Source organism: Bacillus sp. NP247 (assembly GCF_018966865.1).
Classification (GTDB): Bacteria; Bacillota; Bacilli; order Bacillales; family Bacillaceae_G; genus Bacillus_A.
On sequence record NZ_CP076653.1, the window covers coordinates 2002618 to 2021518 of the forward strand.

Below are 18901 nucleotides of genomic sequence, written 5' to 3' on the forward strand. Positions count from 1 at the left end.
GCGAAGTGTATGAGCTTTTTACAAATACGTAACGTTTCTCACTGCTTTTTTGCAAAAGAAAATGCCAAACTTATTCTTGAAGATATGAGTTTACAAGTAGAAGAAGGCGAATTTATTTCTATTCTTGGTCCGAGTGGTTGCGGAAAAACAACGCTCCTCTCCATCATCGCAGGGCTACTTAATCCAATTGAAGGTATCGTATTTTTAGATGGTGAACCGATTACAACTAAGACCCCATCTATGGGCTATATGCTCCAGCAAGATTACTTGTTTCCGTGGAAAACAATTGAAGAAAATATTATGCTCGGACTTCATATTCGAAAAATTTATGATGAAAATACGAAAGAACATACATTAAAGCTTTTAAAACAAGCCGGCCTATATGATATAGAACAGCAATATCCTCGTGAACTATCCGGCGGTATGCGCCAACGTGCAGCACTCGTTCGAACATTAGCGACCGATCCGAAGATTTTATTGCTGGATGAACCATTTTCCGCACTCGATTATCAAACAAAATTAAAACTAGAAGATCTCGTCTTCACATTATTACGTAACTATAAGAAAACATCCCTACTTGTGACACATGATATTGAAGAAGCAATTGCGATGAGTGATCGTATTTATTTACTGCAGGCGAATCCTGGAAAAATTGCAAAAACGTTCATCGTCCCAGAAAGTATCCGTTCCTTATCGCCGTTAGAAGCACGACACCACCATGACTTCCCATCCATCTTCCAAGAAATATGGAAGGAGTTGGAACGACTTGGATAATATAAAACAACTACATGAACAGTTTCGAAAAAAAGAAAGACAACATGCATGGTTAGCTCGCTCTTTACAACTTGTACTTCTTGTTCTTTTCTTTGCACTATGGGAAATAGCTAGTAAAAAAGAATGGATTGATCCTTTACTCTTTAGCTCTCCTTCAAGGATTTGGGATCTCTTTTTAACGAAATGGATTGACGGTTCACTTTGGATCCACATATGGACGACATTACTTGAAACAGGAGTAGGCTTCATTCTCGGTACTGTACTCGGAGCTATTATTGCTACTTTCCTTTGGTGGATGCCACTTTTGGCCCGCGTACTTGATCCGTATCTCGTCGTCCTAAATGCAATGCCAAAAGTTGCACTCGGTCCAATCATCATTGTTATTTTCGGTCCAAATATTTCATCCTCTATCGCAATGGGCGTAATCATCTCCATCATCATTACCATTCTCGTTATTTACAGTGCATTTCAAGAAGTCGATTCCAATTATATTAAGGTCATGGACACATTTGGCGCAAATAAATGGCAATGCTATAAGCACGTTATTCTCCCTTCATCTTTCCCTGCAATTATTTCAACGTTAAAAGTGAATGTTGGCTTATCATGGGTCGGTGTTATTTTCGGGGAACTCCTCGTTTCTAAACAAGGACTTGGCTATTTAATTAGCTACGGATTCCAAGTCTTTAACTTCACACTCGTCTTACTCAGTGTATTGCTCACTTGCGTCCTCGCAACTCTTATGTATGTATTTGTCGAGGCGTTTGAAAAACTCCTTATTGGAAAACGAAAAAAAAGCTGACTTAGAGCGATACGCTAGAGTCAGCTTCTTTCTTTTACCTTTTATCACACATTTTCGAATCATCTGTAACATTTCCATTAGCAACCGTAACTGTATGGAAACAATCTTTCACACGCACCGTAACGACATTATCTTTTCGATCAATAATATGATAATCATTAAACTCTTTATTTAATGCACTACGAATTTGCTCTCCTTCAAAAATCGGAAAACCGTGAGACATTACCCAAATGAGACCAGCAACAGCAAGAATCGTTTTCATACGTTTCATTACCTCCTCGAGAGTAAACTTATAGCCCCTATACTATGCGCATTATAATTGTGTCTAATTTGTGACGTTTTTATACTAATTCTATTTTAATGGTTCAGTTCCTTCTTCTTTTTTAAAAAAGACAGAATTTTCAATTTTATAAACATAAAGAAACGCAAAGAACAGAACGTCCTCGCATTTTCATTTGATCGACCAAAAATATATCGAGCATAAATCCAATTTTATTGACTTACCAACAAATAATTACCACTAAACTATGACTGCTCTATATCCCTTGAAATATCATATAATCCAGCTAACACTTCCGCTCTCATTTTTACAAGCTCGGGGAATTGATAGAAGAAGGCAATTTTTTTATATTTTAATTCTATTCCTTCTTTCACTTTTTTTGAATCTTGTAATATAAACGCTGTAAATGTATCTGCGATATCTTCCGCTACATTTGTCGTTCCATACAGTGAAACAAACTCACTATGCTTTTCCTTAAAAAATTCAATTTGAGCTTCTTCGCTTTCTTCCACTTTCTTTTCTGTCCACTCCTGGTCAATTGGTTTCCAGAACAAATTATAAAATTGATTTATATAAGAGCTCTCCTTCGCACATCCTTCTTGTAAGAAAAGAGATTTACATTTATTTTGGTATGATGAAATATCTTTATCTTCGTCAAAAGCCTTTAAGTACTTTTCATTTACTGGTATTTGTTTATGTCCCAGTGTCAATACGTGAGCCGTCTCATGTATTAATGTTTTCATCACTTGATCGATATTTACTGCAGAATCAAGCGTATCTAAACTAATAGTCCACTCTTTCGGATACTCCATACTCGGTATAACGTGGGCGACAATTCCATCGTAACCATCAGTTACCATATCAAACTCTTTTATGTCAGTGCGATACTTAGCTGGAATAAGAGTACTGTACATATCCCATAACGATTCATGATAACCTCTATCTTGACGTTGCTTTAATACTTCTTCTTTCGCGTCCTTATCCTCCGCAAAAGCCTTATTCAATCGTTTGCGATCTAGTTTATCGAAATAAGGATCTACAATTTCATCACCATCAATATAATAAGAAGCTAAAAAGAAATAATTTTCATCATCCTCTTTTTTCATTTCCGCTTCTTTCATATCGTTACTTGAATGTCCTTCTAAATCATAATCCTCTAGTACTTCAAGTTCTGAAAGTCCATCTATTTTTTTATATACTTTTTGAAGCGTCTTATCACCTATTTGTGCACATTCTTCTGTCGTTTCGCACACATCTTTTTTCTCTCTTTTTGAAGCTTGCTCCGACATATCACATCCAGCTACTAAGCCCATTGAAATCATAAAACACACTAATTTTCCATACAGTTTCTTCATACGCCCCTCCATTATTCCATTCTACAAAAATATCATAATCATTTTTTAGCGAATATGCGATAATTAATTATAAAAACTGTATGGAGGTTTTCCATGATTCGAGCAGTCTTATTTGACTTAGATGGAACACTATTAGATCGTCGCCAATCTCTAGAGCAATTTATTCGTAATCAATATAATCGCTTCGCCTTTCATTTGATAAACATAGAAAAATTCGAGTATTGCTCTCGTTTTCTCGAGCTCGATAATAATGGTTACACGTGGAAAGATAAGGTGTATTCCACTCTCCTTTGCGAATACAACATTACCACTTTAACGCAAGAGCAACTGCTACACGACTACATTACAAACTTCCAACATCATTGTATTCCTTTCCAAAACATGCATGAACTACTTCAACAATTAAAACAGCGAAACATTAAAATTGGTATTATTACAAACGGCTTTACTAAATTTCAGATGAGCAACCTTCGAGCACTAAACATACATACGTATACAAGCACGATTCTTGTTTCAGAAGCGGAAGGAATTAAAAAGCCTCACCCTGAGATTTTCGAACGGGCTTTACAAAAGCTAAACGTAAAAGCAGAAGAATGCCTTTACGTTGGAGACCATCCAGAAAATGATGTGCTTGGTTCTGAACAAGTAGGGATTCTTGGCGTTTGGAAGAGAGATTCATTTTGGGGTGACTTTGAACATTCACGTGTCGTGGATGATTTATTAGAGGTGCTTTCGTTTTTAGGGGGGGAGGTAAAAACAATACAATAGTAAATAAATTATATTAGCGATTTTTCGAATATATCGACCGCAACTCCAAATATATCAGCGATTTTTGAAATATATCGATTTACCGACAAAAAGTGACAATAGTAAGTGGATACTTTCATTCCCAAATGCCTCCCTAAAAGTAAAGATATATTCACACCTTTTTTGGGTATTTAATCAAAAAAAGAAATCGGCCACTTTACTTCGTAAAGCAACCGATTTCTTCTATATGTTTCATCGTACGCGCTAATACATCGTCGCGCATAATAAAGCTAAATTTTCTATCAGTTTTAATGTTATCAGGAATGTCTTTTAATAAAACAGACCCTTTCGTTTCTTCGTAATGCGTATGCTGCTCTACCGCACTAATTGTTGCAAAATAAATGTTTTTAATGATTATTTTGTCTTTTCCGGATACTTTGTATTGCCCTAAGTAAGTTAAATCAGAAACTATGCCGCCGGTTTCCTCATGAACTTCTCGAACTGCCGCTTCTTCCGGTGTTTCCCCGAGTTCTACTTTACCACCTGGAAATTCAAGACCACGGCGTAAATGATGCGTTAATAACCATTGATCCCCGTACCGGCATACAACCCAAACATGCTTTGGCTCAGGAGAAAATGGGTAACGTTCAAACGATAATTGTACAGTGTTGTGGTAATAATCTTTAAATTTGTACATGCCATTACTCCCCTATTGATGATTACAAGTTTTTCCTACCACAAATTGTAGCATATTCTCGCTTTTCTGCATAATATTATCCAATTACAATCCATTGATTATTCCCATTTGTGCGACTAATTCTTTCGTTTCATGATTCCCTAGATCATAAATCATTTTATATGCTTTTTGTAGTTGTTCATCATATCGATCATTATTCGAATCGTGATGATACCCAACGAATGGAACGTGGGAGCGTACATACGAACCTAAGTCCTCTTCATACGCTTGATCAAAATACTCTCTTAACTCCGTAATCTCTTCGTCATTTGCATAAATTTCAAAATTATACGTATCCGCCGTCTTCACTTGCGAAATTTGACCATTTCCAACTGATATATAATATGTTTTTTTATTCTCCATGTAACACCCTTCTTTCATCCTTTTAATTTCTATTGTTTTCATCAATTACAAAATTATGTAAAATAAAGAAAAGGAGGGATTTCATGCTCAAAATATTAATTATCGGCATTATAATCGTACTGATCGTATTAGTACTCTCCGTCATGACGATTAATAAAGGCTACGCATATAAACATTCTGTTGATAAGCCCGAAGATAACCCTTACTCGAAAAATAATAAGGAGGAATCATAGTATGCTTCGTATACTTCGCATCGCAATCGCACTCACTGTGATAATTATGTCGGCAATTGGGCTCTATACAGGTCAAATAACTTTCTACCACTTTCACAATTTCTATTAGGAGCTTTAATGTTTCTCATCGCAATTGAGCAAATAAAAAAGAAGGATTCAGGAACCGGATTTATTTGCATTGTTGCTGGAGCATTCTCTTGGATTGTTCTCATCATTACCTACATAAAATAGAAGGAGGGTTCTTTATGTTAAAAGGAGTTCGAATTACTTTTTCACTTATCGCTTTATCTATAGCAATCTATAGTTTTATTGCTGGCAATAGAGGAATTATGCCTTATATGTTTATCTTTTTAGGCGGTATGGCTTTCATTGTAAGTATAGAGGAAATATTAAAACAGCAAACAGGAGGTAGTATGCTTGCTCTGTTAGCTGGAGCCGCTGCTTTATTTATTGGTTTCACAGAAATATTCCGATAACTAGTCTATACAGGAGGTTATACAATGCTAACTCTAACTAAATTACGGATTTTTTTAGCACTTCTCACGCTTCTTGTACTCTCTCTTTGCACTTATTCTCTTATTACCGATAATTTCACACTTCTCCCATATGTACATTTTATTCTCAGTTGTTCCTTTATTCTTCTAGGACTGAATGAATTGAAATCTGGACGAAAATCAATGAGTATTCCGTTTTTTTTCGTTGCTAGTCTTATATTCTTCGTTTTAATATCGAACTACTTTCGCTACATGTAGCATTAAACTTTAAATACCAACTACGAACTGTTATTACATTGGAGTCTAATTTAAAACTACAAAAAGGTAGGGGTTAGTATGCTAAAAACTTTTCGCATTATATCCGCACTCATCGTCATCGCTCTCGCTCTATCCGGAATGTTTACAAATCCGCTTGTTACGATGCCCTATATGCTTATTGCCTTATCTATTATGACTTTCATCATAAGTGCAGAGGAGAAACAGAAACAGAATAAAGTAAATAGTACAATCTCTTTCTTTTCTGGCGTCTTTATTTTAAGTATGGTCATTCTTATTCTTGTCTCTCGATAACAATACTTCTACTAAGGAGGATTTCATGTTAAAAAACATTCGAATTATAATAGCTACTATTGCCCTCATTCTCGCTCTACTTAACCTCTTTGCAAACTTCTCTATGCTTTTACCATTCGTATTTATCCTTTTAAGTATTATGTTTATCCTTTTTGGAATTGATGAAATAAAAGAGCAGCAAAAAGCAAAAGCATTTGTTTATTTTCTCGGTTCTGTCTTTATTTTATATGTTGGAGTGTCTAGTATACTTTCATAAAAGAAGAGCAAGTTTTCTCTTAACAAAATAAAAAACTGCCCTTTCACAGGCAGTTTTTCATTCTTATCCAAATACTTTCTCAAGTTCATCTTTATCTTGGCTTAACCAGAAGTTCATTAAGCGTTGTGCTCCTTCTAAGTCGTGAAGCTTCGCTTGACCACATTGTGTTTCATTTGCAGCTGGAATTTCTGTAATTTGAACCGCATCTTTTAATGTTAGTTCTAATAAATCAATGATTTCTCGAACCGTCGGTGTTCCGCTTACTACAAGATAATATCCTGTTTGGCAACCCATTGGTGAAATATCGATAATATCAAAATGCGGATAACGATCAATATATTTACGTAAATTAAATGCTAATAAATGCTCTAACGTATGAATAACATCTGGTTTCATTGCTTGTTTATTCGGTTGGCAGAAACGAATATCAAATTTATTTACAATACCGTCACTACCTACATTGTGGACTCCGCAATGTCTTACATAAGGCGCCTTTACAATCGTATGGTCTAATTCAAAGCTTTCTACTGATGGCATACAACATCTCTCCCGCTTTTAATTTAATTCCGTTATATCCAATATGATATAACGGAAATCGACATTAGTAAAGAATTATGTACTGTCGTGCTATAATACTTTAAGACTATGCTGAAAAGGAGACCATTATGAAACAGATTTTTATCGGTATTATACGCTTTTATCAAAAGTTCATTTCTCCGATGACACCACCAACTTGCCGCTTTCATCCAACTTGTTCTCATTATGGATTAGAGGCGTTTCAAAAACATGGTGCACTCAAAGGCTTTTGGCTTACTTGTAAGCGTATATTAAAATGTCACCCTTTCCACCCAGGAGGATTTGATCCTGTCCCAGATAAAAAGGATGACAAAGTAAATTCTTAATTTTCGTAACCATTCACAACTAAATCTAATTTTCCTGTGTCAGGATCTATAACAAGACCATGAACAGGTACTTCTCCCGGAAGTAACGGATGGTTGCGAAGTATTGACACACTATGCTCTACACTTTCTTCTACACTAGAGAACCCTTGTAGGAATCTTTCTAAATCGATTCCAGAATAACGAAGTGTATCTAATTTCTCTTCTGTTACGCCGCGCTCTTTCATTTTCTCAATTGTACTGCTTGCTTGAATTTTTGCCATACCACAATCATGGTGACCAACTACACAAACTTCATCGGCACCCAGTTCGTATACAGCAACTAAAATACTACGCATAATACTTCCAAATGGATGTGAAATAACAGCGCCTGCTACTTTAATAATTTTCACATCACCGTTACGCATATTCATTGCTTTCGGTAATAGTTCAACAAGACGAGTATCCATACAAGAGATAATTACCATTTTTTTGTTTGGAAATTTTCCTGTTTCATACTCTTCGTACTTTTTCTCTTCAACGAATTTTTCATTGTATTGTAAAATCTCTTCTAATGACTTCATAGTAAAGAACCCTCTTTTCTCTCATTTACATTACATATATAGTGTACCAAAATATGAAAAACTCAAAAAGGATATTGTATTATTATAAAAGCAATATATTTTCAGATAACCGACATAATTCTTTCAAAATATACACACAGCTTTGTAACAAGTCTCACATACCTTACGCCTATTTTCACTATAAACTAATTGTAGATAATGTAAAAAAGGAGTGAATATTTATTATGTCCGACGTTCTGTTACTGAGTCGTTTTCAATTTGCAATTACTATTTTTTATCACTTTTTATTTGTACCTTTGACAATCGGACTTGTTATTTTAGTAGCATGTATGGAAACTCAATACGCCCGCACATTGAATCCAACATACCGCAAAATGGCAAATTTCTGGGGTAAATTATTTACAATTAACTTCGTAATGGGGATTATAACCGGGATTACGATGGAATTCCAATTTGGAACAAACTGGTCTGAGTACTCCAAATATATGGGGGATATTTTCGGATCACCTCTCGCAATCGAAGCACTCGTTGCATTCTTCTTAGAATCTACTTTCATGGGAATATGGTTATTCGGTAAAGACAAAATCTCACCAAAATTCCGTGCTTTCTGTATGTGGATGGTTGCACTTGGAACAAATATTTCCGCCCTTTGGATTATTACAGCAAACGGCTTTATGCAAAATCCTGTTGGCTATGTAGTACGTAACGGCCGCGCTGAATTAAATGATTTCTGGGCACTTGTTACAAATCCATACGCTTGGAACATGTTCTTCCATACTGTAATTAGTTGTTATATCGTTGGTGCTTTCTTCGTTATGGCAATTAGTGCCTATCACTTATTACGTAAAAATGAAGTGGAATTTTTCAAAAAATCATTTAAGTTTGGCTTAATGTTAGGATTATTCGCAGCAACTATTACACCTTTTATGGGACATCAATCCGGTGTATCAGCGGCTAAGTATCAACCAGCAAAAGGAGCTGCAATGGAAGCTGTTTGGGAAACGGGAAAAGGACAAGGCTTCTCAATCATTCAAATTCCTGATGTGAAAAATGAAAAGAACTTTGAATTCCTTACTATTCCAAAACTCGGAAGTTTCTTCTATACAAACTCATTTGATGGAGAAATTGTTGGTTTAAAAGATATTCCGAAAGAAGATCGTCCAAATGTTAACCTCGTGTACTATAGCTTCCGCTTAATGGTTGCACTGGGCATGTTCTTTATGGCATTAACTTGGTTCGGTTTCTATTTAAACCGAAAAGGAAAACTAGAAAACTCAAAACGCTATTTAAAAATTACAATGTGGTCTGTCTTACTTCCATACATTGCAATTAATGCTGGCTGGATTGTTGCTGAAGTAGGCCGTCAACCATGGACAGTATATAAACTAATGCGTACAGCAGAATCTGTATCACCTATATCAGTTCCACAAATTTGGTTCTCATTAATTAGTTTAATATTGTTCTACACTTTACTTTTAATTGCAGACGTATACTTAATGCTGAAGTTCGCGAAAAAAGGACCAGCTGCATTAGAAGAACCTGCTACTGAAGGAGGCGCGGCTCATGTCTCATGATATGCTTGCAATCATCTGGTTCGGTTTATGGGGCGTAATTTGGACAGTTTACTTCATTCTTGATGGCTACGCACTCGGTAACGGGATGATTTTCCCATTCGTTGCGAAAGACCGACAAGAACGAAATCAATTACAAGAAGCTATTGGCCCGTTCTGGGGTGGTAATGAAGTATGGTTAATTACAGCTGGTGGCGCAACATTTGCTGCCTTCCCAATCACATATGCAAATATGTTTAGTTACCTGTATACACCACTATTTTTAGTCTTACTTGCACTATTTGCTCGTGCTGCTGGACTTGAATTTATGCATAAAGATGATTCACCAATTTGGCAAAAAACTTGCAAATGGGCATTTACAATTGGTAGTTTCCTAATTGCCTTTTTATTCGGTGTTACATTCGCTAACTTGTATTACGGACTGCAAATCGGAAAAGATGGCTATGAAGGAACTTTACTTAGCTTACTAAACCATTATGGTATTTTAGGTGGTCTTTTCTTCACTGCTATATTCGTCGTATCTGGTGCCCTTTGGATTATGATTAAAACAACTGGTGAAGTATCTGATCGTGCTTATAAAATCGCAAGACCATTTTCAATGGCAGCTGCAATCATTTTAGCTATCTTCTATGTCGCAACTGCAAATCGTACAAATTTATTCCAAAACTTCACGGAATATCCTGTACTATTCATTCTTCCAGTACTTGCAATGTTAATGAGTGTACTAGCACTTATTATGGTGTATAAACATAAAATCGGCCTTGCATTCACATTCGTTTGCTTAACAATCGCAATATTTATGACAACTGGTTTTGCAGGTATGTTCCCAAGAATGTTACCATCACGTATTAATGACGCATACAGTACAACGTTATATAACGCAGCCGGTAGTGAATTAAACTTAAAAATTATGTTCTTCGTTGCAATAGTTATGGTACCAATCGTTATTGGATATCAGCTTTGGAGCTACAGTATTTTTAAAAATAAAATTCATAAAGACTCTGCTAAAGGGTATCACTAAAATGAAAAAGACACTTCAAGCGAAGTGTCTTTTTTCTTATACGTATGATTTTCGATAAGATGTTACATTTCTAATCTAACAACTATGATAAAGAAGAATCACTAACAGCTCACAACTAAATTGTATCACAGAGCAAACACATCAATTTATGCAATTTTACATATGAAAATTATAACGTAGATTGAATTACTTGGTCATACACATCGTTATCCGTTACATCTGCCGTACTAATACCACTGAATGTCCTCACATTTAATCCGGTATTTGAAGATCCCGATCCATTATAAGCTTTCGTTTTTTCAATCGGATGTACGTTATATTTATCACCTAAGTTAATTGTCCCGTTGCAGTTCTCAATAATAACCCCTTCAACAATAGCTGGCATTTTATCACCTACTTTCATTTCGTTACTTTTATTTTATGAACATCGCCTACAAAAATAGCATGTTTCAATAAGAAAAAAGCACTCAGATTGAGTGCTTTTTCTTATTTACCGCTCTTCTCTCTCTCACAAGCAATCCCATCGCCATCACGATCTAAATGCTTTCCGTAGTACGGACTATCTCTTGTAATATCATAAAATCCAGCATCGTTTGCTTCTTTACAATTAGCAAAGCGCTTTGGCTCTTGATTTGCGCCTGGTCTTTCCTCATATGGTAATGTCGCATTATATAAGAACTGTACATATTGTTCACGAGTTACATTCATCTTAGGTGAAAACATATTATCGCCTGTTCCAGCAGCAATTTTATTAGATTGTACAGCGCTAATCGCTTTATTCGACCATGATTTTCTATCTACATCTACAAATGTATGCTCTGATTTTGCCACTAATTTATATGCATTTGTTAATACTTGAGCCATTTCTTCACGAGTCAAAGAAGCTTTTGGTCTAAAGTTTCCTTTTTCATCCCCTGCAAAAATCCCCATTTCTGTTAATGCTAAAATTTCCTTTTTAAAATTTGTTGAATGATCATTAATATCATTATACGGATTATTGTAATTCTCTTTCGATTCCGGCTTTAGCTGAAGATACATAAGTCTAGCAACTTGCTCACGAGTCACATCATCACCAAACCCAAAAATTCCATTTCCGTACCCACTAACAATATTCTTACTTGTTAAATCTAAAATTGCTTTATAAGACCAATGCCCTGTTGGAACATCTTTGAAGATAATACTTGCTTGTGCCGTTCCAATAGATGTAAATGCAGTTGTTACGACAATCGCACCTGTTAAAAATATTTTCTTTAAATTCATTCTAAGGTCCCCTTTTCTATTCTTAATAACCATTTAACATAATAACAAATTATAAGAATACAATTTGTCATATCATGTCGAACACAAAAAAGAATCCAGCAGGATTCTTTTTTGCTAAGCATGAATGGCAATTTTGGAGACAGTTGACTTCTTCAAAATTTTATTAGGGGTAATATTTTGAAAAAGAAAGCCTTTCATATGTAGCTTAACATCGCTGGAATATATAGTAAATTGATAATGTTTATACGGAAGATTGCTAATGTTTAGTATAGATATTTTCCACTATATCAACAGTGATAACTATCTACACTAAACAACAAAAAGGCGCCTTTTAAAAAGACGCCCTTTCCCCTGTTTATATAAACCCCATCCGCTTTTCGTAAACACACACTAGAAAACAGAATCATGAATTGTTACAAGATTGTTAGGTACAAAAAGAGTAGAGGTAAATATTAATATAAAATTCTGCTTTATAGCGTGTATCCACAACTTATATTTTAATCCTCTTCCCTTGAAAATAAACATAATATGCATAATTACATACCAAAAAGAAAAAAGACACTCTCAGAGTGCCTCTTCAACCATTTTACTTTTAATATATCATTTTGAATATATTTTACCATATTTAACTATATCAGTTGTTGAGAAAATTCAAAATCGTTATTTTTTTATCAACATCTTCAAAATCATGTAATATTAAGGATGCAATAAAACATTATAAAAATTGAGGTGTATTATATTTATGTATTTTGGAATTATTCCTCTTATATTGTTTATTATTTCTCTTATCTCCTATTTAAAAGATCCACGAAAAATAATAAACGGCTTTTTATTTAATGCCTTTTTCTGTTCATTTCTATTATTTTGCGCTATAGCCTCTTATGAGTCTGGTAGTAATTCTTTACATTTTATCGTTATTATTCCGATGTTAGCGCTAATTGTAATGATACCTTTTGCTATAGTCGCTTTAATGTTTGGACTATTTCTTAATGCAAAAATTTTAATGCAACGTGAAGGAAGACGTTTCACAAACTCTTTAACTTTAATTGCTGCTTTAGGGATTTTATTCTTTATATTATTCGCTATTTTAAATCCAACAAACTTATTCTCAGAGCATTTTCAATTTATTTTTGCTGCTATATCTCTTATAACTATGTATTTCTTTGTGCATTTATCTAACTTCTTAAGCGCGTATTTTTTATACCAATTCAATAGACCGAGACGTAATCAAGATTTCATTATCGTTCTTGGTAGCGGCTTAATTAATGATAAAGTACCACCTTTACTTGCAAGTCGTATTAATAAAGCAATCGACTTTTACTGGAAACAAGCAGCTGTGAATACACCACCAACAATTATTTTCTCTGGTGGACAAGGTCCAGATGAGGGCCTTCCTGAAGCAGAAGCGATGCAAAAGTATGCTGTTGAAAAAGGAATTCCACCTGAACATACAGTGCAAGAAAATCGCTCTGTAAACACATATCAAAATATGTCGTTCTCTAAAGAAATTATGGATTCTTTAAAACCTGAAGGTAAGTATAGAAGTATCTTTACAACGAACAACTTCCATCTTTTCCGCGCTGGTATATATGCAAGACAAGCGGGTCTTAATAGCCAAGGAATTGGATCAAAAACTGCATTTTATTACTGGCCTAATGCAATGATTCGCGAATATGTTGCAATCGTCGTTATGGGACGTAAACGACATATGAAAGTGTGCGGAACTATTTTAGGTTTCGCTTTATTCCTAACGGTCCTTAGTTTTATTGTTTCTTAACATTCTCCCATCCTTTCATAAGGATGGGATTTCCTATACCCATTTCAAAAATATTTTAAAGATAATATGGTGATAATATTCCCTGCATACATCCATTAAAGGAGAATTTTTTCAGATTAAATGTTAAAATAAAATTTAGGTGTGAATGATGTAGCAAACAAGAAACTAGTTTGAAACGAGGAAATTACATGGAGAAAATTATGAAAAACAAGCCCAATAAGCTAAAAATTGCTTCAAAAGCTTTGATGATTATTATTGGGGCATTTATCACAGCGTACGGATTAGAAGCCGTATTAATTCCAAATAACGTATCAGACGGTGGTGTAACTGGTTTAAGTATCGTTAGTTCAAGATTATTCGGGTTACCATTAGGAGCTCTAATCGCAGTTATTAACATTCCTTTCGTTTGGTTAGGATATAAGCAAATCGGTAAAAGCTTTGCGATTTATTCCATTATCGGGATTGCTTCACTAGCAATAGGTACCGTTGTCATGCACGGAATACCAGCTATTATTGAAGGAGATACATTATTAGTTACAGTTGTTGGTGGTATTATTATCGGTTTTGGTATGGGACTAGCATTACGTAACGGCGGAGCATTAGATGGAATCGATATGCTAGCTGTATTACTTTCTCGTAAGTTACCATTTGGAACGAGTGATCTTATTTTATTCTTAAACATGTTCGTATTTATTTTCGTATCAACAGTATTCGGTCTTCAAGGAGCTATCCTTTCGGCAATTGCTTACTTTATCGCTTCGAAAGTGATTCATATCGTTGAAGTTGGCTTAAGTGGCTCGAAAGCATTTAAAATCATCACAAAAGAGCCTGAATTAATGGTAGAAACAATTCGCGATCGTTTAGGCCGAAGCGCAACGTATAACGAAGTATATGGTGGTTATTCAAGAGAGCAATTCAAAGAAATCTCTTGTGTAATTAATCGTTTAGAAGAAAGTAAAATGAAAGAACTTATTAATGAAATCGATCCAAATGCCTTTATTACAGTTTATGACGTAGCAGAAGTAAAAGGCGGTAACTTTAAGAAACGTGATATTCATTAATCATTATGAAAAAAGAGGCTGTGCCAAAATTTTGGCACAGCCTCTTTTTATTATTAAGTTACTACCGTTGTCAGTTTTTGTCGGTAAGTCGATATATTCCAATAATCGCTGATATAATTTTACTCACCCCATCTTCCTCCGCTTTTAATCCATGCTACGTATTTTTGAAAGGCCGTCACTTCATCTTGAAAGCGAAGCGGAATATATAGAAATAGAGTACATGCACATAGTATCCATAGAATACCTACTACAAAGTGAAATTTCATCGTTGTACTAATAAACAAACCGAGGAATAAGACGAGGAACATAATCAAACTAAATCTTTTATACATAGTCATACTAATCCCTCCTTATGGATTAAGTGTACCAGTTACAAGGAATTAATTACCATAAAAAAAAGACCGAAAAGAAAATTCCACTTCTCGGTCTCTCTACTATCTTCTTTTCGAAATTTTCCCTGAACCGCCAACCCTCGTTTTCGGGGGAGACGTATTCTTTGGCGGAGTTTTAATGGATGATTTCGGCTTCACATCAGATCCGCTCGATCCATCTGGCGTTTTCGTAATTTTCCCTTTGCTTCCGGTAGAAGGTGGAGGCGTCGTATTACTTCCTTTTTCAGTAATACTTCCCTTATCACCTACTGATGATTTCGGATCTACATTATCTCCTCGCTTAATGATAGATCCTTTCCCTTCCTTCGTAATTGGAGGCGGGGTTTTCTTTTCTTCTTTCGTAGGTGGTCTTTCCGGGATAACCGGTTTATGATTTTGTCTATCGTTATATCCGCGATAATCACCGTATGATGATTTCCGTGAACCGAATATATCGTTTAATATACTCCCCATAATATATCCTTGTAAGAAGGATGGTTGGTAATTTTGACGAACAAATTCTTCATTACTTATTTCAATTAGCGTATCAGATGGTTTCTCTTTATCCTTTTGAAGATTATACATTTTATCAGAATAAACGAGGAACATTTGATTTTCGTCTTCTTTAGATGCTTGCTTCGGTTTCCTTTCGGCTATAAGTTCCTTTGCGACTTCAGGAACTGACCGATTGGCGGCCCTATACACGTAAGATTCTTGTTTACCTTCTTTTGCGACAGACTCAAGCGGATAACGGTCTTGAATTGACTTCGCTTGACCACTTTGACAGCCTGATAAAGCATAACCAGCAATAACAAGTAATGTAACGATAGCAAGTATAGGGATTACGAACGATTTAATCATGGTAAACAATCGGTTTGACATGATTACGCCCCCCTTATGTTGCTCTTATAATTTGTACATCAGCAGGAATAATTGTTTCTCCCTCATACATCATTGTGCGACCATTCTGCCATTCAATACGTAATAATTTTCGGTTATCAGATTGGAATTCCCATACGTGCTGTTCTTCTGAAGCAGCGAATGGTGTTTTCCCCATGACAACAACACGTCCATTATATTGCTCTTCCATATGGTACTCTGTATCATCCATTTCAATTGTCGTCGGAATTTCATCAATTGAATCTAAACGACCATCAATCGGTGTATATAATTTGTAATACGTATTTTCACGGTCTTCAATTTTTAAATAGCGAATATCTTTCCCGTCCTGCAGGGTTAAAACAATCTCCTTACGAGAATGCATACTCGTTTTCCCAGTTAATTCGTACATTACTAACGAAACTTCGATCATATCGCCAGGAGCTAACGTTAAAAGACTTTTTTCTGGTTTCGGCGGTTCCGGGCTTTTCATTATATTTTTAATACGTTTAAATAAGCTCACAATCTACCCCTCCTTCTCTCTTTATAAACAAGCACCTAAAATAAGTGCACCAACAATATGTAATGAACCAGCTAACATCGCATGTGCTACGCTGCCTTCTTTCGTTCCTTCTTCTAAATCAAGACCTGCCATTTTTCTTAAAACAAATTCAATAAACATTTCTACAACTAATAAAATAACGAAAGAAACTGCTGAAGCAAGAAGTGCCTGCCATAAATCATTCGCTTTCGTAATCGATTGGGATAAAATATAACCTTGCGCAAATAATTTCATAACGAAACGAGTTGTTACAGCTGTATTCCCGTTTTTTATTTCTTTTAAATCATTGTATTTTGTAAAAATCGAATCAACCCACATAATTGCAAATAAAAGTACCGCACTTGCTCCAGTCCATACAAGCATGGCTAAAACATTCGTCCACGTCATTGCAAAACCTCCTCTAAAAGGTAATAGAAAACCGACATGAATTCTCTTCAGACATGTCGGCTTCTTTGTCTATTCTATATTATTTCTCATACTGCTTCATAATACGAGCTAATTCATCGTCAACAGCAGAATTTTTGTTTAAGCTTGCGAATTCATCGTCTAATGATTTTTCTTTCTTGTAAATTTCACCGCTTGCTTCTGCTTCAGCCTCTAATTGAAGAGCTTTCTCTTCCATACGGCTTAAACCAGCTTTTGCTGTATTTGAGTCAAATCCAGACATCGCCTGATTAATATTCTTTTGTGCTTTCGCTGCATTTACACGTGCTACAAGTGTTTCACGTTTGTTTTTCAGCTCTGTTAATTGCTTACGCATTTCTTCTAACTTCGCACGAAGGTTATCAGCAGCAGCTTTATTTTGCTCATAGCTCACTTTATATTCATTCATCTTTTGCTCTGCATTCTGTTTTTCTTCTAACGCACGGCGCGCAAGATCTAAGTTACTAGCTTGAACAGCCATATGAGCTTGTTCTTCACGCTTTTTCACAAGTGCTTCTTGCTCTTCAAATAATAATTTGAACTTTTTCTCAAGTGCGATTTGAGCCGCTACACTTTTCTCAGCTTCTTGTACATCCGCTTGCATATCGCGTAAATATTGATCCGTCATCTTAACCGGATCTTCAGCTTTTTCAATTAATGAATACACATTCGACATTGTTAAATCTCTTAATCGTTTAAATACAGACATCCAAATTCCTCCTATGATATACCTCATATTTCAAATTCACTACTTGGAAATTTAAAAATCTCCCTTTACAGTAAGAATATTCATTTTTATAACCTATGTGTTCATTATAACAAAACTAAGATGTCCTTACATGTTATTTCCAAAATACATCCAATATAATATGACATTCTAGATAGAATATTGTATTCCTACTATATCCTTATTATTTCTGCCTCCAAAATTAACTCATTTTTACGTACTTTCACTAAATTACATAATTGTAATGTTACTGTAAGCTAACTCGATAGTTGCATCTCCAGATTTCTTATACACTAATACCAGAAGCAACAGAATAACAAAAAAGCTTCTCATACTGTAATGACTAATACAGAAACTGTATTTACTATAAAACATATAAAAGGAGAAATCATCATGAAAAAATTAGTAGGAATCGGGTTAGCAGCAGCAATTTCATTCGGAGCATTATCAGGTTGTTCTTTATTAGGAGAAAAAGCGAACGGCTTTGTATTATACGGAACAGAAGAGCAAGTTCAGCAAATTGCAGATAAAAATAAAAAAGAAGTAAAAGAAAAAGATGTATACAAAATGAAGCTTACAACGCTAGAAGATAAAAAAGTTCTTGTAATGGATAAGAAAACTGGTGAAGAACTTGTTAAGAAAGAATTACTACAAAAAGTTGATGAAAAAGACGACACGAAATCACTTGATAAATTACCAGCTGTAACAGCAGAACAAGGCGTGTTATTCGCAAAAAATAAAATAGAGAATGCTACAATTGATGGCGCGAAATTAAAATATGAAGGTAACACAATTATCGGTAGTGGCCGTGCATATGCAGATATGTTCGCGATTGTTGATGATGCAACTTACAGCAATGTAAAAGGTGAAGAAAAATCTGTGGGTGTATTAAAATTTGATAAAGACCCTAGTAAAGAATTCCCTGGAAAAAATGGTGTAGAAGGAGCACAACTTGTAAAAATTAAGAAATAATAAAAAAGCTTTGCGAAATTCGCAAAGCTTTTTTCTATTTATGAGCAATTTGCTCCATATCTGGACTACAAGTTTGCGACTGACATGACTTATTTAAAGAGCATGCTGCACATTTGCCTTTTTTACTTCTCTTTACAAAATTAACTAACGTATATGCTGCATAACCAAAAATGATAGCTCCAATTATAATATTGACCATCACCCTAAT

At 35.1% G+C, this 18901-nt stretch carries 27 protein-coding genes and 1 pseudogene; 14 read left to right on the forward strand and 14 right to left on the reverse strand.

Annotated elements, in window-relative coordinates:
• Window positions 1-9 precede the first annotated feature (9 nt).
• Window positions 10-774, forward strand: coding sequence for an ABC transporter ATP-binding protein (locus KPL75_RS10560; RefSeq protein WP_219920628.1), 765 nt, complete (start codon window positions 10-12; stop codon window positions 772-774).
• Window positions 767-1573, forward strand: coding sequence for an ABC transporter permease (locus KPL75_RS10565; RefSeq protein WP_219920629.1), 807 nt, complete (start codon window positions 767-769; stop codon window positions 1571-1573). Before KPL75_RS10560 ends, KPL75_RS10565 begins: the two co-directional genes overlap by 8 nt.
• A 34-nt stretch (window positions 1574-1607) precedes the next feature.
• Here the strand turns inward: KPL75_RS10565 and KPL75_RS10570 are convergent, their stop codons facing one another.
• Window positions 1608-1835: a hypothetical protein gene (locus tag KPL75_RS10570; protein ID WP_002089142.1), complete on the reverse strand. Its 228-nt coding sequence runs from the start codon at window positions 1833-1835 to the stop codon at window positions 1608-1610.
• A 263-nt stretch (window positions 1836-2098) separates the two neighbouring features.
• Window positions 2099-3208 carry a recombinase family protein gene (locus KPL75_RS10575; protein WP_219920630.1) on the reverse strand — a complete coding sequence of 370 codons (1110 nt, stop codon included), beginning with the start codon at window positions 3206-3208 and terminating at the stop codon, window positions 2099-2101.
• A gap of 93 nt (window positions 3209-3301) precedes the next feature.
• Between KPL75_RS10575 and KPL75_RS10580 the strand changes: the two genes are divergently transcribed.
• Entirely contained in the window at window positions 3302-3976 is a 675-nt protein-coding gene (locus tag KPL75_RS10580; protein ID WP_219920631.1) for an HAD family hydrolase, read from the forward strand.
• A gap of 196 nt (window positions 3977-4172) precedes the next feature.
• Here the strand turns inward: KPL75_RS10580 and mutTA are convergent, their stop codons facing one another.
• Both mutTA and KPL75_RS10590 read right to left on the reverse strand, forming a co-directional pair.
• On the reverse strand, window positions 4173-4652 hold the full coding sequence (mutTA, locus tag KPL75_RS10585) for an antimutator 8-oxo-(dGTP/GTP)ase (RefSeq protein WP_002015736.1): 480 nt from the start codon (window positions 4650-4652) through the stop codon (window positions 4173-4175).
• A gap of 84 nt (window positions 4653-4736) precedes the next feature.
• On the reverse strand, window positions 4737-5054 hold the full coding sequence (locus tag KPL75_RS10590; protein WP_219920632.1) for a hydrolase: 318 nt from the start codon (window positions 5052-5054) through the stop codon (window positions 4737-4739).
• An 83-nt stretch (window positions 5055-5137) separates the two neighbouring features.
• On the opposite strand from KPL75_RS10590, the gene ytzI reads away from it, so the two are divergent.
• The 5 genes and pseudogenes from ytzI to KPL75_RS10615 all read left to right on the forward strand — a co-directional run bounded on the left by ytzI (window position 5138) and on the right by KPL75_RS10615 (window position 6607).
• The gene (ytzI, locus tag KPL75_RS10595) at window positions 5138-5287 is read left to right on the forward strand and encodes a YtzI protein (RefSeq protein WP_016095937.1); all 150 of its coding nucleotides are present in this window, start codon (window positions 5138-5140) and stop codon (window positions 5285-5287) included.
• 1 nt (window position 5288) lies between these two features.
• Window positions 5289-5518, forward strand: a pseudogene (locus KPL75_RS10600) (YczI family protein).
• A 14-nt stretch (window positions 5519-5532) separates the two neighbouring features.
• Window positions 5533-5763, forward strand: coding sequence for a DUF3953 domain-containing protein (locus tag KPL75_RS10605; protein ID WP_219920633.1), 231 nt, complete (start codon window positions 5533-5535; stop codon window positions 5761-5763).
• Between the two features lie 354 nt (window positions 5764-6117).
• On the forward strand, window positions 6118-6351 hold the full coding sequence (locus KPL75_RS10610) for a hypothetical protein (protein ID WP_219920634.1): 234 nt from the start codon (window positions 6118-6120) through the stop codon (window positions 6349-6351).
• 25 nt (window positions 6352-6376) lie between these two features.
• The gene (locus KPL75_RS10615; RefSeq protein WP_219920635.1) at window positions 6377-6607 is read left to right on the forward strand and encodes a YczI family protein; all 231 of its coding nucleotides are present in this window, start codon (window positions 6377-6379) and stop codon (window positions 6605-6607) included.
• Window positions 6608-6670: 63 nt separating this feature from the next.
• Here KPL75_RS10615 and luxS read toward each other — a convergent pair whose 3' ends face one another.
• Window positions 6671-7144 carry an S-ribosylhomocysteine lyase LuxS gene (luxS, locus tag KPL75_RS10620; RefSeq protein ID WP_001141371.1) on the reverse strand — a complete coding sequence of 158 codons (474 nt, stop codon included), beginning with the start codon at window positions 7142-7144 and terminating at the stop codon, window positions 6671-6673.
• 128 nt (window positions 7145-7272) lie between these two features.
• Between luxS and yidD the strand changes: the two genes are divergently transcribed.
• The gene (gene yidD / locus KPL75_RS10625) at window positions 7273-7509 is read left to right on the forward strand and encodes a membrane protein insertion efficiency factor YidD (RefSeq protein WP_000809328.1); all 237 of its coding nucleotides are present in this window, start codon (window positions 7273-7275) and stop codon (window positions 7507-7509) included.
• Here the strand turns inward: yidD and KPL75_RS10630 are convergent.
• Complete coding sequence (locus tag KPL75_RS10630) at window positions 7506-8069, reverse strand: beta-class carbonic anhydrase (protein ID WP_219920636.1); 564 nt, start codon at window positions 8067-8069, stop codon at window positions 7506-7508. The two genes, yidD and KPL75_RS10630, sit on opposite strands and share 4 nt — an antisense overlap.
• A 224-nt stretch (window positions 8070-8293) precedes the next feature.
• Here KPL75_RS10630 and cydA point away from each other — a divergent pair, with 224 nt between their 5' ends.
• Window positions 8294-9643: a cytochrome ubiquinol oxidase subunit I gene (cydA, locus tag KPL75_RS10635; protein WP_219920637.1), complete on the forward strand. Its 1350-nt coding sequence runs from the start codon at window positions 8294-8296 to the stop codon at window positions 9641-9643.
• On the forward strand, window positions 9633-10661 hold the full coding sequence (gene cydB, locus KPL75_RS10640) for a cytochrome d ubiquinol oxidase subunit II (protein WP_219920638.1): 1029 nt from the start codon (window positions 9633-9635) through the stop codon (window positions 10659-10661). The genes cydA and cydB overlap by 11 nt, the downstream gene beginning before the upstream one ends.
• A gap of 169 nt (window positions 10662-10830) precedes the next feature.
• Here cydB and KPL75_RS10645 read toward each other — a convergent pair whose 3' ends face one another.
• Together KPL75_RS10645 and KPL75_RS10650 are read right to left on the reverse strand one after the other, a co-directional pair.
• A complete protein-coding gene (locus KPL75_RS10645) occupies window positions 10831-11064 on the reverse strand; it encodes a spore germination protein (RefSeq protein ID WP_002015747.1) in 234 nt (77 codons plus the stop codon).
• An 83-nt stretch (window positions 11065-11147) separates the two neighbouring features.
• The gene (locus KPL75_RS10650; RefSeq protein WP_001049554.1) at window positions 11148-11921 is read right to left on the reverse strand and encodes an S-layer homology domain-containing protein; all 774 of its coding nucleotides are present in this window, start codon (window positions 11919-11921) and stop codon (window positions 11148-11150) included.
• Between the two features lie 742 nt (window positions 11922-12663).
• Here KPL75_RS10650 and KPL75_RS10655 point away from each other — a divergent pair.
• A complete protein-coding gene (locus KPL75_RS10655; protein WP_219920639.1) occupies window positions 12664-13698 on the forward strand; it encodes a YdcF family protein in 1035 nt (344 codons plus the stop codon).
• Window positions 13699-13886: 188 nt separating this feature from the next.
• Window positions 13887-14759, forward strand: coding sequence for a YitT family protein (locus KPL75_RS10660; protein ID WP_219920640.1), 873 nt, complete (start codon window positions 13887-13889; stop codon window positions 14757-14759).
• A gap of 119 nt (window positions 14760-14878) precedes the next feature.
• Here KPL75_RS10660 and KPL75_RS10665 read toward each other — a convergent pair whose 3' ends face one another.
• The 5 genes from KPL75_RS10665 to KPL75_RS10685 form a co-directional block, all read right to left on the reverse strand.
• On the reverse strand, window positions 14879-15097 hold the full coding sequence (locus KPL75_RS10665) for a hypothetical protein (RefSeq protein ID WP_219920641.1): 219 nt from the start codon (window positions 15095-15097) through the stop codon (window positions 14879-14881).
• A gap of 96 nt (window positions 15098-15193) precedes the next feature.
• Window positions 15194-16012, reverse strand: a complete 819-nt coding sequence (locus tag KPL75_RS10670; RefSeq protein ID WP_219920642.1) for a DUF4247 domain-containing protein — start codon at window positions 16010-16012, stop codon at window positions 15194-15196.
• A 13-nt stretch (window positions 16013-16025) separates the two neighbouring features.
• A complete protein-coding gene (locus tag KPL75_RS10675) occupies window positions 16026-16532 on the reverse strand; it encodes a DUF4178 domain-containing protein (protein WP_016095930.1) in 507 nt (168 codons plus the stop codon).
• Between the two features lie 21 nt (window positions 16533-16553).
• Complete coding sequence (locus KPL75_RS10680; protein WP_002067791.1) at window positions 16554-16958, reverse strand: DUF350 domain-containing protein; 405 nt, start codon at window positions 16956-16958, stop codon at window positions 16554-16556.
• 79 nt (window positions 16959-17037) lie between these two features.
• Window positions 17038-17703, reverse strand: a complete 666-nt coding sequence (locus tag KPL75_RS10685; RefSeq protein WP_219920643.1) for a PspA/IM30 family protein — start codon at window positions 17701-17703, stop codon at window positions 17038-17040.
• A 411-nt stretch (window positions 17704-18114) separates the two neighbouring features.
• On the opposite strand from KPL75_RS10685, the gene KPL75_RS10690 reads away from it, so the two are divergent.
• On the forward strand, window positions 18115-18693 hold the full coding sequence (locus tag KPL75_RS10690; protein WP_219920644.1) for a lipoprotein BA_5634 family protein: 579 nt from the start codon (window positions 18115-18117) through the stop codon (window positions 18691-18693).
• A gap of 34 nt (window positions 18694-18727) precedes the next feature.
• Here KPL75_RS10690 and KPL75_RS10695 read toward each other — a convergent pair whose 3' ends face one another.
• Window positions 18728-18895 carry a FeoB-associated Cys-rich membrane protein gene (locus tag KPL75_RS10695; RefSeq protein WP_000989597.1) on the reverse strand — a complete coding sequence of 56 codons (168 nt, stop codon included), beginning with the start codon at window positions 18893-18895 and terminating at the stop codon, window positions 18728-18730.
• Window positions 18896-18901: the final 6 nt, after the last annotated feature.